General features: G+C 72.5%; 14 protein-coding genes. 6 read left to right on the top strand and 8 right to left on the bottom strand.

Annotated features, from left to right (window positions below):
• Positions 1–49: 49 nt before the first annotated feature.
• Complete coding sequence (locus AC3ERT_RS01240) at positions 50–307, top strand: GNAT family N-acetyltransferase (protein ID WP_435172258.1); 258 nt, start codon at positions 50–52, stop codon at positions 305–307.
• 58 nt (positions 308–365) lie between these two features.
• Here the strand turns inward: AC3ERT_RS01240 and AC3ERT_RS01235 are convergent, their stop codons facing one another.
• Positions 366–1,388 (bottom strand): LacI family DNA-binding transcriptional regulator, encoded by a 1,023-nt coding sequence (locus AC3ERT_RS01235; RefSeq protein WP_335983044.1) that lies wholly within the window; start codon positions 1,386–1,388, stop codon positions 366–368.
• A 334-nt stretch (positions 1,389–1,722) separates the two neighbouring features.
• The gene (locus AC3ERT_RS01230) at positions 1,723–2,649 is read right to left on the bottom strand and encodes an SDR family oxidoreductase (RefSeq protein WP_435172256.1); all 927 of its coding nucleotides are present in this window, start codon (positions 2,647–2,649) and stop codon (positions 1,723–1,725) included.
• Between the two features lie 215 nt (positions 2,650–2,864).
• Here AC3ERT_RS01230 and AC3ERT_RS01225 point away from each other — a divergent pair, with 215 nt between their 5' ends.
• The gene (locus tag AC3ERT_RS01225) at positions 2,865–3,773 is read left to right on the top strand and encodes a helix-turn-helix transcriptional regulator (protein ID WP_435172254.1); all 909 of its coding nucleotides are present in this window, start codon (positions 2,865–2,867) and stop codon (positions 3,771–3,773) included.
• On the opposite strand, the gene AC3ERT_RS01220 is transcribed toward AC3ERT_RS01225, so the two are convergent.
• The gene (locus AC3ERT_RS01220; RefSeq protein WP_435172252.1) at positions 3,742–6,798 is read right to left on the bottom strand and encodes a glycosyl hydrolase; all 3,057 of its coding nucleotides are present in this window, start codon (positions 6,796–6,798) and stop codon (positions 3,742–3,744) included. The two genes, AC3ERT_RS01225 and AC3ERT_RS01220, sit on opposite strands and share 32 nt — an antisense overlap.
• 521 nt (positions 6,799–7,319) lie before the next feature.
• Here AC3ERT_RS01220 and AC3ERT_RS01215 point away from each other — a divergent pair.
• Together AC3ERT_RS01215 and add are read left to right on the top strand one after the other, a co-directional pair.
• Entirely contained in the window at positions 7,320–8,387 is a 1,068-nt protein-coding gene (locus AC3ERT_RS01215; protein ID WP_435172335.1) for a BUD32 family EKC/KEOPS complex subunit, read from the top strand.
• 41 nt (positions 8,388–8,428) lie between these two features.
• Positions 8,429–9,397: an adenosine deaminase gene (gene add, locus AC3ERT_RS01210; RefSeq protein ID WP_435135930.1), complete on the top strand. Its 969-nt coding sequence runs from the start codon at positions 8,429–8,431 to the stop codon at positions 9,395–9,397.
• A gap of 111 nt (positions 9,398–9,508) precedes the next feature.
• Here the strand turns inward: add and AC3ERT_RS01205 are convergent, their stop codons facing one another.
• The 3 genes from AC3ERT_RS01205 to AC3ERT_RS01195 form a co-directional block, all read right to left on the bottom strand.
• Entirely contained in the window at positions 9,509–10,309 is an 801-nt protein-coding gene (locus AC3ERT_RS01205; protein ID WP_435172250.1) for a maleylpyruvate isomerase family mycothiol-dependent enzyme, read from the bottom strand.
• Between the two features lie 227 nt (positions 10,310–10,536).
• Complete coding sequence (locus tag AC3ERT_RS01200; RefSeq protein ID WP_435172248.1) at positions 10,537–11,763, bottom strand: IS110 family RNA-guided transposase; 1,227 nt, start codon at positions 11,761–11,763, stop codon at positions 10,537–10,539.
• A gap of 237 nt (positions 11,764–12,000) precedes the next feature.
• Positions 12,001–12,417, bottom strand: a complete 417-nt coding sequence (locus AC3ERT_RS01195; RefSeq protein ID WP_435172246.1) for a winged helix-turn-helix transcriptional regulator — start codon at positions 12,415–12,417, stop codon at positions 12,001–12,003.
• A 122-nt stretch (positions 12,418–12,539) separates the two neighbouring features.
• On the opposite strand from AC3ERT_RS01195, the gene AC3ERT_RS01190 reads away from it, so the two are divergent.
• The gene (locus tag AC3ERT_RS01190; protein ID WP_435172245.1) at positions 12,540–13,469 is read left to right on the top strand and encodes an NADP-dependent oxidoreductase; all 930 of its coding nucleotides are present in this window, start codon (positions 12,540–12,542) and stop codon (positions 13,467–13,469) included.
• Positions 13,470–13,503: 34 nt separating this feature from the next.
• Here AC3ERT_RS01190 and AC3ERT_RS01185 read toward each other — a convergent pair whose 3' ends face one another.
• Positions 13,504–14,376 carry a helix-turn-helix domain-containing protein gene (locus AC3ERT_RS01185; RefSeq protein WP_435172243.1) on the bottom strand — a complete coding sequence of 291 codons (873 nt, stop codon included), beginning with the start codon at positions 14,374–14,376 and terminating at the stop codon, positions 13,504–13,506.
• A gap of 262 nt (positions 14,377–14,638) precedes the next feature.
• Between AC3ERT_RS01185 and AC3ERT_RS01180 the strand changes: the two genes are divergently transcribed.
• Positions 14,639–15,766 (top strand): NsdA family TPR-like regulatory protein, encoded by a 1,128-nt coding sequence (locus AC3ERT_RS01180; protein WP_435172334.1) that lies wholly within the window; start codon positions 14,639–14,641, stop codon positions 15,764–15,766.
• On the opposite strand, the gene AC3ERT_RS01175 is transcribed toward AC3ERT_RS01180, so the two are convergent.
• Positions 15,750–16,541, bottom strand: coding sequence for an NUDIX domain-containing protein (locus tag AC3ERT_RS01175; protein ID WP_435172241.1), 792 nt, complete (start codon positions 16,539–16,541; stop codon positions 15,750–15,752). The genes AC3ERT_RS01180 and AC3ERT_RS01175 overlap by 17 nt on opposite strands.
• Between the last annotated feature and the right edge of the window lie 14 nt (positions 16,542–16,555).

Below are 16,555 nucleotides of genomic sequence, written 5' to 3'. Positions count from 1 at the left end.
CCACCGTGCCCCGTTCCGTGCCCATCGAGCCGCCCCGTAGGCCGTTGACGTGGCCTCGATCGCCTACACGGTCTTCCCGGCCCACCGCCGCCGCGGCATCGCCCCGCGCGCCGTCCGCCTCGTCACCGCCTGGGCCTTCCGCGACCTCGCCCTGACCCGGCTGCTGCTGGAGGCCGACGAGGCGAACACCGCATCGCTCCGGGTCGCCGAGAAGTGCGGCTTCCGCCGCCTCGGCACCCGCACCTCCCCCACGTCCGACGGCACCGTCCCGCGCGGCACCGCGCTCTTCGTCCGCACCGCCGCCTGACGGCCGTCGTGAGCGGCGCGCCGCGGCCGTCGGATCGCGCGGACGCCGGCGGCGGGGCTCACCGCACCGGGAGGCTGGAGCCGCGGACCACCAACTCCGGGAGGAGCACCGCGCGTTGGTGCTGGTGCAGGGCGGCGCGGGGGCCGGTCTCCTCCAGGAGGAGTTCCGCGGCCATGCGGCCCATCTCGGCGGCCGGCTGCCGTACGGAGGTCAGGGGGACCACGGCGGCCGCGGCGAACTCGATGTCGTCGTAGCCGACGATCGCCAGGTCGCGCGGGACGGCGATCCCGGCGGCGTAGACGACCTGGAGGACGCCGAGGGCCAGCAGGTCGTTCGCGCAGAAGACCGCGGTGGGGCGCTGCGCGAGGCCCAGCAGGCGGGAGGCGGCGTCGCGGCCGGCGGCGACGTCCAGCCGCTGTGCGGGGATCTCCAGCAGCGCCTCGGGCCCGAGCCCGGCCTCCGCGAGGGCCTGGAGCATGCCGTCCCGGCGGTCCTTGACCTGCTGGAGGTGCGGCGGCCCGCTGATGTACGCGATGGTGCGGTGCCCGGCCGACACCAGGTGGCGGCCGGCGAGCGCGCCCCCGATCGTGTCGTCGACCGACACCGAGCAGCCGTCGTCGGCCTCCCCCGCGCCCCGGTCCACCAGGACGAACGGCACGTTCTGCTGCCGCAGCAGCTCCAGGCTGGCGCCGGTCGGGTCGGCCGGGGTGAGCAGTACCCCGCGCACCCGCTGCTCGGCGAAGAGCGAGATGTACGTCGCCTCCTCGCTGGCGCTCTGCCCGCTGTTGCAGAGCATCACGCCGAGCTCCGCCTCGCGCGCCGCGGACTCCGCGCCGCGCGCGACGTCCACGAAGAACGGGTTGCCCATGTCGAGGACGAGCAGCGCCATGATCCGGCTCTGGCCGGCCCGCAGCTGGCGGGCGGACTCGCTGCGGACGTAGCCGAGCTGCTTGATGACGCTCTGCACGCGGTCCCTGGTCTCCTCCGAGACCAGGTCGGGGCGGTTGATCACATTGGACACCGTGCCCACCGACACGCCGGCCTGCCGCGCCACGTCCTTGATCCCGACCATTCGCACCATGTTCTCCTCAGAGGGGGCTCCGCGCACCGCCGGACCGCAATGTACTGAACGGGTCGGCGATCTCCCCATTGAAACAGTTCACTCGACCTGCCGCTGCGGCGGCCCACTCCACCCACGGGCGCCGTCGCCAACCGGCCCACCGCGCCCTTCCCGTACGGCCCGCGACCGATTGAAACTATTCAACCCGGTCCCCCGACCCTAGGACCGACCTCGGCAGACGTCAACCCTCACCCCCTGACATACACCCCCACACCCGCCCGATCCCCCGATTTGATGCTTTCAATACAACCCCGCACCTGCGCGGAACGGGCGGGCAGGGGGGCGCGGGCCGCCGTCACCGCGCGGGGAAGTCCGTCTCCGGGGCGGTGGCGGCGTTGGCGGCGAGGTCGGCGCGCAGCGCCTCGACCTTCGCGGTGGCGTAGGCGTGCGCGTCGGAGCCCAACAACTGGCGCAGCGGTCCGCCGGCGGCGGCCCGGCGGACGATGGCGGCGGCGCCCTCGACCGGGTCGCCGAGCTGGTGGCCCTGGAGTGCGAGGTGCTCCGCGACCATGGTGCGCACCGCCGGGTAGTGCGCGGACACCTCCGCGGGCAGGGCGAGCGAGTCGGTCGTCAGGAAGGACGTGCGGAAGTACCCGGGTTCCACGAGCGCGACCTCGATGCCGAACTCCGCGACCTCGGCGGCCAGCGCCTCGGTCAGGCCCTCCAGCGCGAACTTGCCCGCGCAGTACAGCGCCCAGCCGGGGACCGCGGTGAGGCCGAGCACTGACGAGACGTTGATGACGCGGCCCGCGCGCTGCCCGCGCAGGACCGGCAGCGCCGCCCGCAGGACGTTCCACACGCCGACGATCTGCACGTCGAGCATGGCGCGCACTTCCTTGTCGCCGGTCTCCTCGACCGCGCCCAGGAAGCCGTAGCCGGCGTTGTTGACCACCGTGTCCAGGCGGCCGAAGCGCTCGACGGTCCGGTCGACGGCGTTCTTGACCTGCGCCTCGTCGGTCAGGTCGACCGTCAGCGGCAGCAGCCGGGAGGTGTCGGTGTCCGGGCCCAGGGCGGCGGTGAGCCGGTCGGCGGAGCGGGTGGTGGCCGCCACGCTGCCGCCCAGGGCGAGCAGGTGCCGGACGAGTTCCAGGCCCAGGCCGCGGGAGGCGCCGGTGACGAACCAGGTGCCGGGGAAGCCGCCGGGAGCCGTGCCGTCGGAGGAGGCGGGAGCAGTGGCGGGAGAGCTGCTGGAAGAAGAGATGGAAGAGGTGGAAGTGGTCATGGCGATCCTTCGCGAGGCCGGAGCTGAGGCCGGAGCTGACGGGGGGTGCGGCCGGAGCGGTGGTCCGCGGTCCGGCGCTGCCCTCCACTCTGGTCGCGTGCCACGCCCCTCGCGGCGCCATGATCGGCCCTCTCGCGCCCCGGTCCCGGCTGACTAGGACGCACCGACCCAGGTAAGGCGCCCGGCGCCCGCGGGGGGTCGTCCACACTGGAGGCATGGCCGCCACCACCAACCGCGAACTCGCCGACTTCCTCCGGCGCGCCCGCGCCCAGTGCGACCCGGCGCGGGCCGGGCTGCCGCCGGACGGCCGGGTCCGGCGCGTCCCGGGCCTGCGGCGCGAGGAGGTCGCCCGGCTGGCCGGGGTCTCCGCGGACTACTACGCCCGGCTCGAACAGGGCCGCCGGATCACCCCCTCCCCCGCCGTCGTGGAGGCGGTCGGCCAGGCGCTCGGGCTCGACGCCGCCGGGCGGGCGCACCTGGCCGACCTGATCGGCACCACCGCCGGCCCCGTACGCACCCGCCCGCCCGGCGTGCAGCGCCTGCGGCCGGGCGTCCACCAGCTGTTGGACTCGCTGGACGGCGGCACCCCGGCCCTCGCGCTGGGCCGCCGCGCCGACGTCCTCGGGGCGAACCGGCTGGCCCGGGCGCTGTTCGCGGACTTCGACGCCTTTCCGGCCGCGGAGCGCAACTACACCCGCTGGCTGTTCCTCGACCCGGGCGCCCGGGCCCTCTTCGTGGACTGGGAGGTGCAGGCCCGGGCGGCCGTGGAGAGCCTGCGGCTGGACGCCGGCCGCGACCAGGGCGACCCGGCCGCGCAGCGGCTCGTCGCGGAACTGCGGGAGCGCAGCGGCGACTTCGACCGGTGGTGGCGCAGCCACCGCGTGCACCAGCGCACCCACGGGTCGAAGCGCCTGCGCCACCGGCTCGTCGGCGACCTCACCGTCGAGTACGAGACGCTCACCCTGCCCGGCGACAGCGAGACGGTGCTGTACCTCTACACCGCCGCCGCCGGATCGTCCTCCCGCCGGGCGCTGGACCTGCTCGCCTCCTGGGCCCCCGAAGCCGGCGCCGGGCGGGAGAACGTCCGCGTCCTCAGGCCAGGGGCGCCTGACCGTACGGCGTGAGGCGGACCGGGCCGATCAGGCCGTAGGGCTGCGCGGCCATCGTGCCGTAGACCGAGGGGTCGCAGACGCGCAGGCGGTTGCCGAGGGTGGTGGCGACCTCCACCTCGATGGTGTTGTCGCCGCGCCGCAGGCAGCCGCCGAGGTCGACGACGGGGTGGAGGTGGTCGACGGGCGGGAGGGCGCGGCCGTTGACGGTCACCCGGCAGGTGTCGTAGACGGTGCCGAGGTCGAGGTAGGCGCCGTAGCCGCCGGTCCAGGGGCCGTCGAGGTGCACGGTCGTGCGGTAGGTGCCGATCCCGGAGGCGTCGGCGATGTCCGGCAGGGTGGGCCAGGCGGCGAGGGCGTCCAGGGACAGGTGGTGGCGGACGACCGAGGTGGTGGTGGCGGTGGCGCCGGGCTGCCAGTCCTCGACGTCAAGGTCCCACTGCGTCAGCGTCGTCGGCTGCGGTATCCCACTCAGGGTGGTGTGCACCGTGCCGCCCTTGGACAGCGCGGTGGTGTAGCGGCCGTCGGCGGTCGCGCGCACCACGAGCTGCCCGTCCGCGAAGAGCGCTTCCTGCGCGTCGGTGGTGACCGCGTGCGGGTCCTTGGCGTTGCGGTCGCCGAACAGCCCGGGCGCCCCGACCGCCACCACCATCGTCTCGCCGGGCTGGAGGGCCACGCGGAAGGTCACCGCGCCGTCCTTCCCCTCGGTGTACTGCCCGATGCGGGTGATCTCGCCGGTCCACAGGTCCAGCAGGTAGGGCACGTCGCCGGTGCGCTGCCGCGGCAGGGTCACGTCGTGGTCGATGGCGGCGACCGGCGGCTTGACGGTCTCGGCGTGCTTGCCGTTGCAGAAGTAGTAGTAGTCCACGCCGCCTGCGTACCGGTGGGCGTTGAGCAGTGTGGAGCTCGCGCCGTAGGAGACGTACGGGGTGATGCCGAGGTCGGCGAGCGCGGTCGGGATCTGGGTGAGGTCGCTGAGCACGCGCACCCGCGGCTGGGCGAGCAGTTGCGCCATGACCGCGGCCAGGCGGGCGTTCTGGCCGCCGGGGTCGACGCCGGGGATGCTCGGGGCGGACCAGTCGCCGAGCAGGATGATCGGCAGTCCGGCCTTGGTGAAGGCGAGGAACTTCTCGGCGGTGGCGACGGACAGGGTGATGTCCATGCTGGAGAAGCGGTCGCCCTCGACGAAGACCGCCTGGTAGGCGGCGCCGTTCGCGGCGAGCTTGCCGCCGGTGACCTTGGCCGCGGGCAGGCTGAGCAGCGGTTCGCTGATGAAGGAGTGGTTCCAGCCGAGGGTGATGCCGGTCGCGGTGAACCAGGAGGTGCCGATGCCGGTGTCGGCGTAGCCGGTCTGCCGGAAGACAGCGACGTCGATGCGCGGCTTCCCGCTCTGGAGCACCTGGTGGATGCGCGAGAGGTAGCCGGACATGTCGGCGATGTGGCGCCAGGTCGGGTGCCGCGGCCCCCAGGACTCGGCGTAGCCGACGGCGCCCTTGTACGGGGTGAAGGCCGCGTAGCCGGGCCACTGCACGCCGGGCAGTTCCGCGTAGGAGAAGCCGTGGATGACCGTCTGGTTGACGCCCGCGGCGTACGCGCCGCCCATGGTGAGCAGGAACTTCTGCCAGGTGGTGCTGTAGGCGCCGCCGGTGTAGGCGCCCGACTCGCAGGACAGGATGGTGGTGCCGGCCATGTCCCGGCCGCCGGTGAGGCTGCGGTAGTCGTCCAGGTTGTGGAAGCCCAGCGACTCGCCCTCGGGGATGTCGAGGATCGCGGCGGTGTACGTCGCGTCGGTCTGGAGGCCGTACGGCTGGGCGCGCAGCTTCAGGCCGAGGGCGTTGGCCCACTTCTTCACGGCCGTGGCGTGGTGCTCGTTGTACAGCTCGGACAGCGTCTGCCAGTAGTCGTGGCTGACCTCGCGCGTCAGCCGGGCGACGAACGTGTACGCCTGGTTGCCGCCGCTGACGAGCAGGGTCGGCAGGTAGGGCAGCAGGTCGTAGCCGCGGCGGCGGGCGAACTCCGCCAGCACGTCGGGCGTCCACAGCAGGGACTTGCTCTCCAGCTCGATGGAGTCCTCGAACAGGGCGCCGCCGGCCTTGGCGATGAGCCGCCGCACCGGCTTCGTGAGCAGGTCCGACTCCCAGAAGTCGGTGATCGCGTGGGTGCCGGCGGGGCTGAAGTGGTCCACGACGTAGGCGGCGGGCACGGTGTGCGGGCCGGCTTCCGGGGTCTGGCCGACGCCGCGCTGCCAGTACGCGAACAGCAGGTAGGTGCCGTCGGCGGGCGCGGTCCAGGAGATCCGCGCGCCGACGGCCGCGTCGCTGGACGTCCAGGTCCTGGGCCCGGTGACGCCGGCGGTCAGGTCGGTCACCGAGTCCGCGTCCAGACCGGTGAGCTTGGTGGTGCTGTAGGCGGTGTCCACGCGTACGGCCTGGACGGCGACGAGCGTCTGCCGCGTCACCGTGCTCGCGGCGGCGGCCGCCGGGGCCGGTACGGTCCCGGCGTAAGTGGCGCCCGCAGCCACGGACACCACGCCGTGGGCGAGTTCCTTGAGCGCGCCGTCGCTGTCCGGGGTGATGGTGGGGACGGCTGCCGGCCAGGCGGGGCCGATGGTGATGTCGACGGTCATGCCGCGCTTGTCGGCCTGCTCCAGGGCCGCTTCGACGCCCGCGATCCAGGAGGGGCTGCCCCAGCCGTGGTGCGCGGTGTCGAGTACGGACGTGTCGTCGACGCTGTGGTGCACCGCGGAGATCTCGACGCCGCCGAAGCCCGCGTCCGCGATCTGGTCGATCTCCCGGCGCAGTTCGGCCGGGTCGACCAGGCCGTCCGGCCACCACCAGCGGAACTTCGGCTGGAGCGGGCGGGCGGGGGCGGCCAGCCAGTCCGCCTTGCCGGTGCCCTTCGCGGCGGCGGACGCGGCGGCGTTCGCGTCGGCGTGGGGGTTGGCGCCGGTGCTCGCCCCTGAACTCGCCTGCGCGGCGCCCGCCGCCGTGCCCCACGCCAGCGCGGTCATCGCGCCCGTCGCGGCGCCGGCCTGCAACACGCGTCGCCGGGTGAGCCGATCCGTACCCGCTTGTCCCGCGTGCCCCGCTTGCGCTGCCTGCGCTGCCTGTTCCGGCTGACCTGCCTGGCCCGGCTGCTCCTGAACGCCCACGGCTACCCCTCTTCCTCGCGCCCCGCCAACGATGAATCGATTTAATTCCGACCGGACCGTATGGCCGCACTCCGCCCACGTCAATGCCATGAACAGCCTGAATGCGCGTCAGGACGATCTTTTTGCGCACCGATGGGCATTGAAACCCTTCAATCCGCGACTCCTGAGACGCATGTGACCCCCGCGCGCCGGGGCGGCCCGCCGGCGTGGACCGACCCTCGGCCGGGTACGCTGCGCCGCGGAGGCGCCCGCCGGGAACGCGGGGCCGACCGCTCACGGCTCCCGACGTGAGAGGGGCGCCCGACGTGAGAGGGTGGCGAGGGCGCCTGCCCGGGTGTGCGCCGAACGTCCGCTGCCGTGGACGCGCGCGGGGCGGGCGCCGGACGGGAGGCACCGTGCACCGCCCCGACATGTCCCGCGCCGCGCGCCTGGCCGCCCACGGCGCCGTCGCCACCTCGCTCGCGCTGTGCGGCGAGGCCGGGCTGCGTGAACTGCTGGCCGCCGCCACCCCGCTGGGCTCGGGCATCGGCGGGAAGACCCTGCTACTGGAGGTCGAGGGGACCCCCGTCTTCGTCAAGCAGGTCCGCCTGACCGACCTGGAGCGCCGCCCGGAGCACGTCCACTCCACGGCCAACCTGTTCGGCGTCCCTTCCTGCTGCCAGTACGGCATCGGATGCGGCCCGGGCGTCAGCGCCTGGCGGGAATTGGCCGTCCACACGATGACCACGAACTGGGTGATCGCCGGGGCGCACGAGGGCTTCCCCCTCACGTACCACTGGCGGGTGCTGACGGACTCCGGCCGGCCGCTACCCGACGAACTGGCCGACGTCGAAGGCACCGTCGGCTACTGGGGCGGCGATGCCGGAGTACGCCGCCGCATCGAGGCGCTCCAGCAGTCGACGGCAAGCCTCACGCTCTTCCTGGAGTACATCCCGCACACCCTCCACGACTGGCTCGGCGCCCAGTTCGCGGCCGGCGACGAAGCGGCCGGACGCGCCTGCGCCATGGTGGACCGCGAACTGGAGGCCGCCACCTCCTTCATGACCACCCGCGGGCTGCTCCACTTCGACACCCACTTCCACAACGTCCTCACCGACGGCCGCCACCTGTACTTCGCCGACTACGGCCTCGCGCTCTCCACCCGCTTCGACCTCACGCCGGGCGAGCGCGGCTTCCACGAGCGCCACCGCGGCTACGACCGCTCCTACACCGCCTCCTACTTCGTCCACTGGCTGGTCAACGCGCTCTACGGCCACCCCCACGGAAGCCCCGAGCGCCACGCCCTGGTCCGCGCCTACGCGGAGGGCCGCCACCACCCCACCGGCATCCCGGCACCCGCAGCGGCCCTCCTCACCCGCGACGTCTCCCTCTCCCTGACGATGTGGCGGTTCCTCCACCAGCTGCAACACGAAGACCCCCGAACCCCGTACCCTGTGGACGCGCTTCGCCACACCGCACCATCAGCCAACCCCCTGTGACACGGCGCCCCGGCCCCCGCTGCTCCCGTTAGGCTGCTGCGATGAGCACTGCCGACGTCGACTCGGCCTTCGTCCGTTCGCTGCCGAAGGCCGAACTCCACGTACACCTCGAGGGCACTCTTGAGCCCGCCACCGCGTTGGCGTGTGCTCGTCGCAACGGGGTGAGTCTGCCGTGGGGCAGCGAGGAGGAGCTGCGGGCGGCCTACGACTTCGCGGACCTGCCGGCCTTCCTCGAGGTGCTCTTCCGGGTGGCCGGCACCCTGCGGCAGCGGCAGGACTTCTACGACCTAGCGATGGACTACCTGCGCCACGCGCACGCCGACGGCGTCACCCGGGCGGAGGTCTTCGTGGGGTCCCAGACCTTCCTCGACGCCGGCGTGCCGATCGAGGTCGTCCTCGACGGCGTGCTCTCCGCTTTCCGCGAAGCCGGCGAGGAATGGGGCATCGACGCCCGGCTGATCTGCACCGCGCAGCGCCACCGGGAGGAGTCCACCGCCCTGGAGCTGCTCGACCTGATCGAGCCGTGGCGCGAGCAGGTCATCGGCATCGGGATGGGCTCCGCAGAGCGGGGCAACCCGCCCTCGAAGTTCGCGCGCTTCTTCGCCGAGGCCCAGCGCCGCGGCTACCGGACCACGATCCACGCCGGCGAGGACGCGCCCGCTTCGTACGTCGTCGAAGCGTTGGAACTCGGGGTGGACCGGATCGATCACGGTGTGGCCGTGGCCGATGACCCGGTGCTCGTCCGCCGGGTGGCCGACCTCGGCATACCGCTGACCATGTGCCCGCTGTCCAACGTCGCGCTCAAGGTGGTGCCGACCCTTGCCGCCCACCCGCTCAAGCGCCTGCTCGACGCCGGTGCGGCAGTCACCCTCAACTCCGACGACCCGCCGTTCTTCGGTGGCTACGTCGCCGACAACTACGTGGCGAGCGCCGCCGGCCTGGGCCTGACCCGGGCGGAACTCGCCCGGCTGGCCGAGAACTCACTGGCCGCCTGCTGGTCGCCGCGCTGACCGGATGACTCCTCGGGCCGCCGAAGCGTAACGGGGGCGGCAGCGCACCTCGCCCGGGTGGCCGGAGGCGGGCTACTCGGCGGGGAAGAGACGGCGCGCCGTCATGGGCCGCTACTCCGGTTCCCAGGCCACCAACTGGTCGAAGACACCCCGGTCGCCGTCGAGTTTCAGGGAGTCCAGCGGAACACGGCCGTAGAAGGCGAGGACCAGCTCGCCGGCCGCACCTTCGGCGGAGGCGTCAGCCGTCTCCGGTGCCTCGCGGGTGGCGGCAGCCGCAGGTGCGCCGGGGGCGGGCAGGCGGGCGGCCCGTGCGCCGTCTCCGGAGAGCCAGTTGCGCCAGGAGCGGCCCTCGGTGGCGTGGTAGTCGACGACGGCGGGCTCATGCGGCCATGCCACCGTCGTGGTGCAGAGGGTGAAGAGGAACTCCTCGACGCCGTCGAGGGCCACGTCCTCCGGCAGCGGCTCGGGGGCGCCCACCGTCAGCTGGGCGTCGTAGGCGTGCACCGCGATCTCGTGGAGCTGGTGCCGGGCGACGGCACCGCATGTCCGCGGCGACTGGGACGTGCCCCACCACACCCAGCAACCGCGGTCCGGACCGGCCGCCCGCAGCGCGTCCAGCAGCAGTTGCGTCGACTCCGCCAGCCAGCGCAGCAGGGCCTCGCGCTCCCGTGGTGCGGTCGCGTCGCCCTGGGGCGCTGCGACCTTGGCAGTGGCGTCGGGCCCCGCGGCGACGGTGGCGGCCCAGGCGCGGCGCCCCTCGCCCAGGTGCTGCACCAAGTCGGAGAGCGTCCAGTCGGGGCAGGTCGGCACCCGCACGTCGAGGTCGGGCGCGGAAGCGATCGCGGCACGGAAGGCGGCCGACCGCTCGTCGATCAGCCGCAGCAGATCGGGGAAGTCCAGGGTCTCTTGCACGCCGGATGTCTATCACCCCGCTCCGGAGGACGGACACCGGTTTCTCCGCCTCCGCCTCCGCAGCGTCCACCCGCCAGGCCCACGCGCACCGCTGACCGGGTCCGCACGGCTGCCTCCGTCGTCGACGACCGGCTCGCCCTGGACCCTTTGCCGGATACGGCAACGCCGCCCGGTCCGATGCGCGCGGGCGGGCGGCGCGGGGTTCAGACACCCCATGTCGTTTGAGGTCAAGCGGCATGGGGGTGTGCGTGGTGCGACCAGGCGGTTGCTTCGTCGTAGGGGGTGCGGGTCTTCAGGCATCCGTGGAGGACGCCGACGAGGCGGTTGCCGACCTGCCGGAGAGCGGGGTTGTATCCGGCCTCGCGGTCGCGTTGCTTGTCGTAGTAGCGGCGGGCGCCGGGTGAGACACGCAGGGCGGCGAACGCCTGGTGTTGAAGGGCGTCGGCCAGGCGGTTGTTGCGGATGTAGCGGGACTGGACGGTGCGGCTCTTGCCGGAGGCCCGGGTGATCGGGCTGGTGCCGGCGTAGTTCTTGCGGGCCTTCGCCGATGCGTAGCGGGTGGGGTCGTCTCCGAACTCGGCGAGCACCCGGGCGCCGGTGATCTGGCCGATGCCGGGCATCGAGAGGTAGATCTCAGCGTCCGGGTGCGCGAGAAAATGCGCCTTCACCTGCTCTTCCAGCACGGCTATCTGTTCGTTCAACGCGATGATCAGGCGTGCGTGGGCCATGGCGGTGGCCGCGTAGGCGGCAGTGACCGGCTCGGGCAGGCCGAGCTGCTTCTCGCGCAGCGTGGTCTGGATCGTGGCCGCTTTCGCGTCCCGGTTGCGTCGGCGGTGGCGGGTCAGGACCGTGGTGATCTGGGCGCGGGTCAGCTTCGCCGCTGCCTGCGGGGTGGGTGCCTTGATCAGCAGTTCCATCGCATCCGTGCTGGTCAGGGTCAGATCGGCGTAGGCGTGCAGGGCAGCGGGGAAGTACTCGCGCAGCGCGGTGCGAAGGCGCTGGTAGGTCCGGGTGCGTTCCCAGATCAGGGTCTGGTGACCGCGGGCGACGACCTTGACGGCCTGGGCAGCCTCGCTGTCGCCGGCCACCGGCCGTAGCTGGTCCCGGTCGATGCGGACCATGTCGGCCAGCGCGTGCGCGTCACCTTTGTCGCTCTTGGCTCCGGAGGTGCCGTAGCGTTCCTTGAAGCGGGCGACCTGCCGCGGATTGATCGCGTAGACCTGGTAGCCCGAGGCGATCAGGGCCTGCACCCACGAGCCACGGTCGGTCTCGGTCCCCACCACCACCTCGGCCGGGTCCAGGCCCTCCCCGCCGTGCCGGGCGACGAGTTCGTGCAGCCGCGCGATGCCCTGCACTCCCTCGGACAGCTTCGCGGCGGCCAGCTTCCGTCCGGCCCCGTCCTGGAGCTCGACGTCATGGTGGTCCTCGGCCCAGTCATCACCGATCAGCAGCAACACAACCTCCAGGTCACGTACTTCACACAGCGGTGCAGCCCGCGGAAGGCACGGCGCGCGGCCTAATGGATTCAGTGCTCACGCCCCGCGGGGCGGGCACGCCACCCCATCAGCGGTCTGGCCTCCCGGCCGACCAGCAGGGGCACGGTCTGAACCCAGAACTCGAACGGTTCCGGCGGCGATAGTGCTCACCTGCTGACGGCTACGGCACCGAGTCTCTCCACCCGGCAGCTCCCATTAGGCGGTGCGGACGTCCGGTCCGGGCTCGGCGTCGGGGCCATCGGGGCCACCGGGGGCATCAGAGGCGTCGAGCGCGTCGAGGACCGCCTCGCCGTTGTCCCTCGCCCACTCCGTCAGCGCGTGGATCGGTCCGATGAGTGTCGCCCCGAGCGGCGTCAGCTCGTACTCCACGCGCGGCGGCACCTCGGCGTAGGCGTGGCGGCGGACGAGGCCGTGCGCGGCGAGCCGTCGAAGCGTCTGGGTGAGCATCTTGCGGGAGATCCCGCCGATCAGGTCGACCAGCTCGCCGTGCCGCACCGGGCCCTTGCTGAGGCCGGCGAGCACCACGACCGTCCACTTGTCGGCGATCAGCTCGACCGCCATGCGCGCAGGGCAGTCGGCGAGGAAGGGGTCGCCGGGACCGAAACCGCTCATGGGGCCAAAGGTACCCGCGGGTTCCTGTCAGCCGCTTAGCGTGGGTGTCCTTCCCCCGCACGTCCCCTCCCCTCCCCTCCCCCCTCTTTGGTTCCCCCTTCCCTCCGCACACCAGGAGCGTCATGCGCGTCATCACCCAGCACGAACTCGGCGGCCCCGAGGTCCTCACGATCGTGGACGCACCCGAGCCGCGGCCGCTGCCGACCGAAGTCCTCGTCCGCGTCCGGGCGATCGGCCTCAACCCGCTGGAGGCGCGCCTGCGGGCCGGCGAGGTCCCGTTGATGGGCCCGCCCCCGTTCGTCCTCGGCTGGGACATCAGCGGCGTGGTCGAGGACGCGCCGCAGACGTGGCGGTTCCGGCCGGGCGACGAGGTGTTCGGGATGCCGCTGTTCCCGCGCGCGGCGAACGCGTACGCCGAGGTGGTGGCGGCGCCCGCGCTGCACCTGGCCCGCAAGCCCGCCTCGCTGTCGTACGTGGAGGCGGCGGCGCTGCCGATCGTCGGGCTGACGGCGTGGCAGGCCCTGGTCGACCTCGCCGGTGTGGCCGAGGGCGACCGCGTCCTGGTGCACGGCGGCGGTGGCGGGGTCGGCCACGTCGCGATCCAGCTCGCGAAGGCGCTCGGCGCTCACGTGATCACGACCGCAGGTGCCGGCAAGCGCGCGTTCGTCGAGGGGTTCGGGGCCGACGAGGTGATCGACTACACCGCGGTCGACTTCACCCGCGCGGTCCGCGACGTCGACGTCGTCCTCGACACGATCGGCGGTGACACGGCCGAACGGTCGCTCGCCGTGCTGCGCCCGGGCGGCCACCTGGTGACGGCGGTCGCCGAGGACGACCCGGGGCTCGCCGCACGCTACGAGGCGGCCGGAATGCGCTTCAGCGGCGTCGCGGTCGACCCCGACCCGGTCGGGCTGCGCGGGCTCGTCGCGCTCGTCGAGCAGGGCCGGCTCCGGGTCCACGTGCAGGAGACGTTCCCCTTCGCCCGCGTCGCCGACGCGCACCGGCTGCTCGACGGCGGCCACCTGCGGGGCAAGCTCGTCCTGACATTGTGAGCCCTCCGCCGTGCGGCCGCCGTGCCCGCGCCGCTCATGACGCCTCGGAGCCGGTCAGCGGCGCGTCCTCGGTCCGCTCGCCGAGCAGGGCACGCAGGAACACCAGCGACTCCGCGGGGGTGAGGGCGGTGTCGCGCAGTACGTCGTAGGCCAGGCGCAAGGGCTCGACGTCGTCCGGGTCCTCGGTCAGGTGGCCGTTCCAACTCCCCTGCACGAACGCCACGGTGGGCGCGTCGCGGAAGTAGACCAGTTCCAGCGGGCCGCGGATGCGGTGCGGCCCGGTCCCGAACGGCACCACCTGCACGCAGACGCCCGGGCGTTGGGCCGCGTCAACGAGGTGCGCCACCTGCCCGGTCCACGTCTTCGGGTCGCGCGCCCCACGCCGCAGCGCACCCTCGTCGATCAACGCCCGGTAGTGCAGCGGGTTTCGGCCGGCCAGCCGCTCCTGCCGGCCGATCCGGGCCGCGACCTCCGCCTCCACCTGCTCCTCGCCCACGTGCGCCGCGTGCACTTGCTCCCGCGCGTACGCGGGGGTCTGGAGCAGGTCGGGGACGGCGCCGACCGCGTACTCCTGGATGCTCACCGCGTCCCGCTCCAACGGCTCGATCCCCGGCAGCAGCCGGTCCTTCGTCTCCCGCCGCGCCAGATGCCACAGCCGCACCAGCAGGTCCCCGGTCCCGTAGACCTTGTCCAGCGCGGCGGCCGCCTCCACCGTCCCGAGCCGCTGCCCCCGCTCCAGCCTGTGCAGATACGACTGCTCGTAGAGGCAGAGCGCCGCGAGCTCCACCAGCGTCATCCCCGACTCCCGCCGCCGGTACGCCAGTTCCCCGGCGTACCACTCCCGCGCCGAAAAACACCTCCGCCCGCCGACGCCCCGGCCTTCCGATTCCTCACCGCTGTCATCCATGCGGATACCCTCTCTTCAACGGAGATTTCCGGGCGCCGCACATCTCCTGACGCACATCGCCATGCGGATCGGAGACCACGGACGCGTGGAAGTCCCACTACGTTCCTTGCCGTCCCCTCCAGTCAACGCGTGCGAAGCGCGGCCCGGTAGTCAACAGGGGTCAACACACCTAGGGTTAACCCCTGTCGCCTGCGGGAACGGGCGGCTCCATCGAAGGCCACGCCGTGAGAGCGGATGCACGCCGAAGGATGAGCTCATGCCGCTGGGAGAGGGACTTCGAGCCGCGCGAACCGCTCACGGATGGTCGCAGGAACGGCTCGTCCGTGAAATCGAACGCTACGCCCGGCGCCACCTTCTGGACGTGGCCTCGACTGCCAGTCTGCGCGTCTACGTGTCGGATTGGGAGAACAGCCGTCGATCACTTTCCGGCCGCTACACGAGAATCTTGCGGGCGCTGCTCGGCATTACGGATACCGAGCTGAACGGAAAAGCATCAGCCGAGTCCCACGTCGTCAGCGGATACGACGAGTTGCTCGCATGCATCGACTCCGCTCGCAACGTCAGCCTCACCATGGTGGAAACGTTCATGGCGCAGACCGAACTGCTGCGCACGATCGACCGGCAGGCGGGTGCGGCAGGTCTCGTCGACCAGATGCGGGGGCATCTCGCGGCGCTGGAGGAAGCTCTGACCTTCGCGATCCTGCCGGAGACGAAGCAACCGATCGCCCTCGCGCTCGCGGGCGCAGCAACCCTGGCGGCCTGGCAAGCACTGGACGTCGGTGCGGTCGAACGGGCGTGGAGGCACTACGAACTCGGCAAACGGGCAGCTCAAGAGGCCGGCGCGCCCATGTACCTCGCGCACGCCATGGGCGAGCAGGCGTACGTGTTGTACGAGGCCGGACGCCCGGAGACGGCGCTGGAGATCATCGGCAGGGCCCGGCATGCGGGTCGCCGACAGCACTCTCCGCGTCTTCGTGCGTGGTTGCTCGCTGCGGAAGCGGAGATGTCCGCGCTGTCCGGCGACAGCGACACGTGCCGGAGGGCGCTCGACGCCGCGAGCGACCTTCTCCCCCCGGGTGACGCGGCCCGTGATCCGGACATGCTCAGTATCTTCCTCAACCCCACCCACCTGGCCAGGTGGCGCGGCCACTGCCTCACGCTGCTCGGCGACGACGACGCGATGAGCTGCCTGTACGCCACTGTGAGAACGACCGACCCCACGTTCGTCCGTGCGTCCGCCGGCGTACGGCTCGACCTGGCGACGGCGCACCTGGCCCGTGAGGAACACACGCAAGCCGACGAGCATCTGCGCGCGGCTCGTCTCATCGCGGGGCGGACAGGTTCCGTACGCTACCGTCGGCGGATCGAACGCCTCACCGAACTCCTTTGACCGCGGAACGGCCGCGTGCGGCCAGCAGGTGGAGAAGGGCGACGAGCGTGCCGGAACCCATGAGCTCGCCACGCGTCATCATCGCCGGGATGTCGGACAGCGGCACCCACGCGACGTGCCCTGCTTCCTCGGCGTCGGCCGGCTCACCGGTACGCCGGGCACCCCGCCCTACGAACACCGCATGAGGCGAGTCCACCATGCCGATCATCGGCTGGAACGTGACCACGTGCCGCAGTTCGTCCGGTCGCCAGCCGGTCTCCTCCTCGACCTCCCGCAGCGCCGCCTCCTCGGGACCCTCCCCGGATTCCACGATCCCTCCCGGCAGCTCCCACCCCCACTGCCGTGGCACGAAACGGTAGCGCCAGAGCATGAGTACACGGTCCTCCTGGTCCACGACAGCGGCGACGGCGACCTGGTGCAGCGCGACCACGTGGTGCTCGAAGCGCTCGACGCCGGGCGGTTCGACGTCCACCAGGGACACTTCGACCCACCGGTTGTCGTACACCGTGCGGGCGCCGTGGACCTTCCACGGCTCGAGGTCCCCCGGCGGGGCCGCACTCACCGCGGGAGCCGGAACGACGTAGGCGCTTCGCCCGTGCACCTCCAGTACGCCCTCCGCCACCAGGCGTGCCAGCGCCTGCCGGAGAGCGGTGCGCCCGATGTCCAGTTCCTCGACCAGAGCGCGTTCGGACGGCAACTTGGCGCCTGGCCCCACCTTGCCGGTACTGATCCGCTCCCGCAGCGTCCGGTAGACCCGTGTCGTCTTCGGCCCCATCCCGCCCTCCTCAC

The sequence above is a fragment of the Actinacidiphila sp. bgisy145 genome (genome assembly GCF_057708125.1).
Note: the sequence above shows the minus strand (reverse complement) of the source record. Positions and strands in the feature narration are given on the sequence as shown.

Coding starts and splice junctions, on each gene's coding strand:
- AC3ERT_RS01175 (WP_435172241.1), bottom strand. CDS start 16,541: ATGGGGCCGAAGACGACACGGGTCTACCGGACGCTGCGGGAGCGGATC.
- AC3ERT_RS01235 (WP_335983044.1), bottom strand. CDS start 1,388: ATGGTGCGAATGGTCGGGATCAAGGACGTGGCGCGGCAGGCCGGCGTG.
- add (WP_435135930.1), top strand. CDS start 8,429: ATGAGCACTGCCGACGTCGACTCGGCCTTCGTCCGTTCGCTGCCGAAG.
- AC3ERT_RS01230 (WP_435172256.1), bottom strand. CDS start 2,649: ATGACCACTTCCACCTCTTCCATCTCTTCTTCCAGCAGCTCTCCCGCC.
- AC3ERT_RS01190 (WP_435172245.1), top strand. CDS start 12,540: ATGCGCGTCATCACCCAGCACGAACTCGGCGGCCCCGAGGTCCTCACG.
- AC3ERT_RS01215 (WP_435172335.1), top strand. CDS start 7,320: ATGTCCCGCGCCGCGCGCCTGGCCGCCCACGGCGCCGTCGCCACCTCG.
- AC3ERT_RS01195 (WP_435172246.1), bottom strand. CDS start 12,417: ATGAGCGGTTTCGGTCCCGGCGACCCCTTCCTCGCCGACTGCCCTGCG.
- AC3ERT_RS01185 (WP_435172243.1), bottom strand. CDS start 14,376: ATGGATGACAGCGGTGAGGAATCGGAAGGCCGGGGCGTCGGCGGGCGG.
- AC3ERT_RS01225 (WP_435172254.1), top strand. CDS start 2,865: ATGGCCGCCACCACCAACCGCGAACTCGCCGACTTCCTCCGGCGCGCC.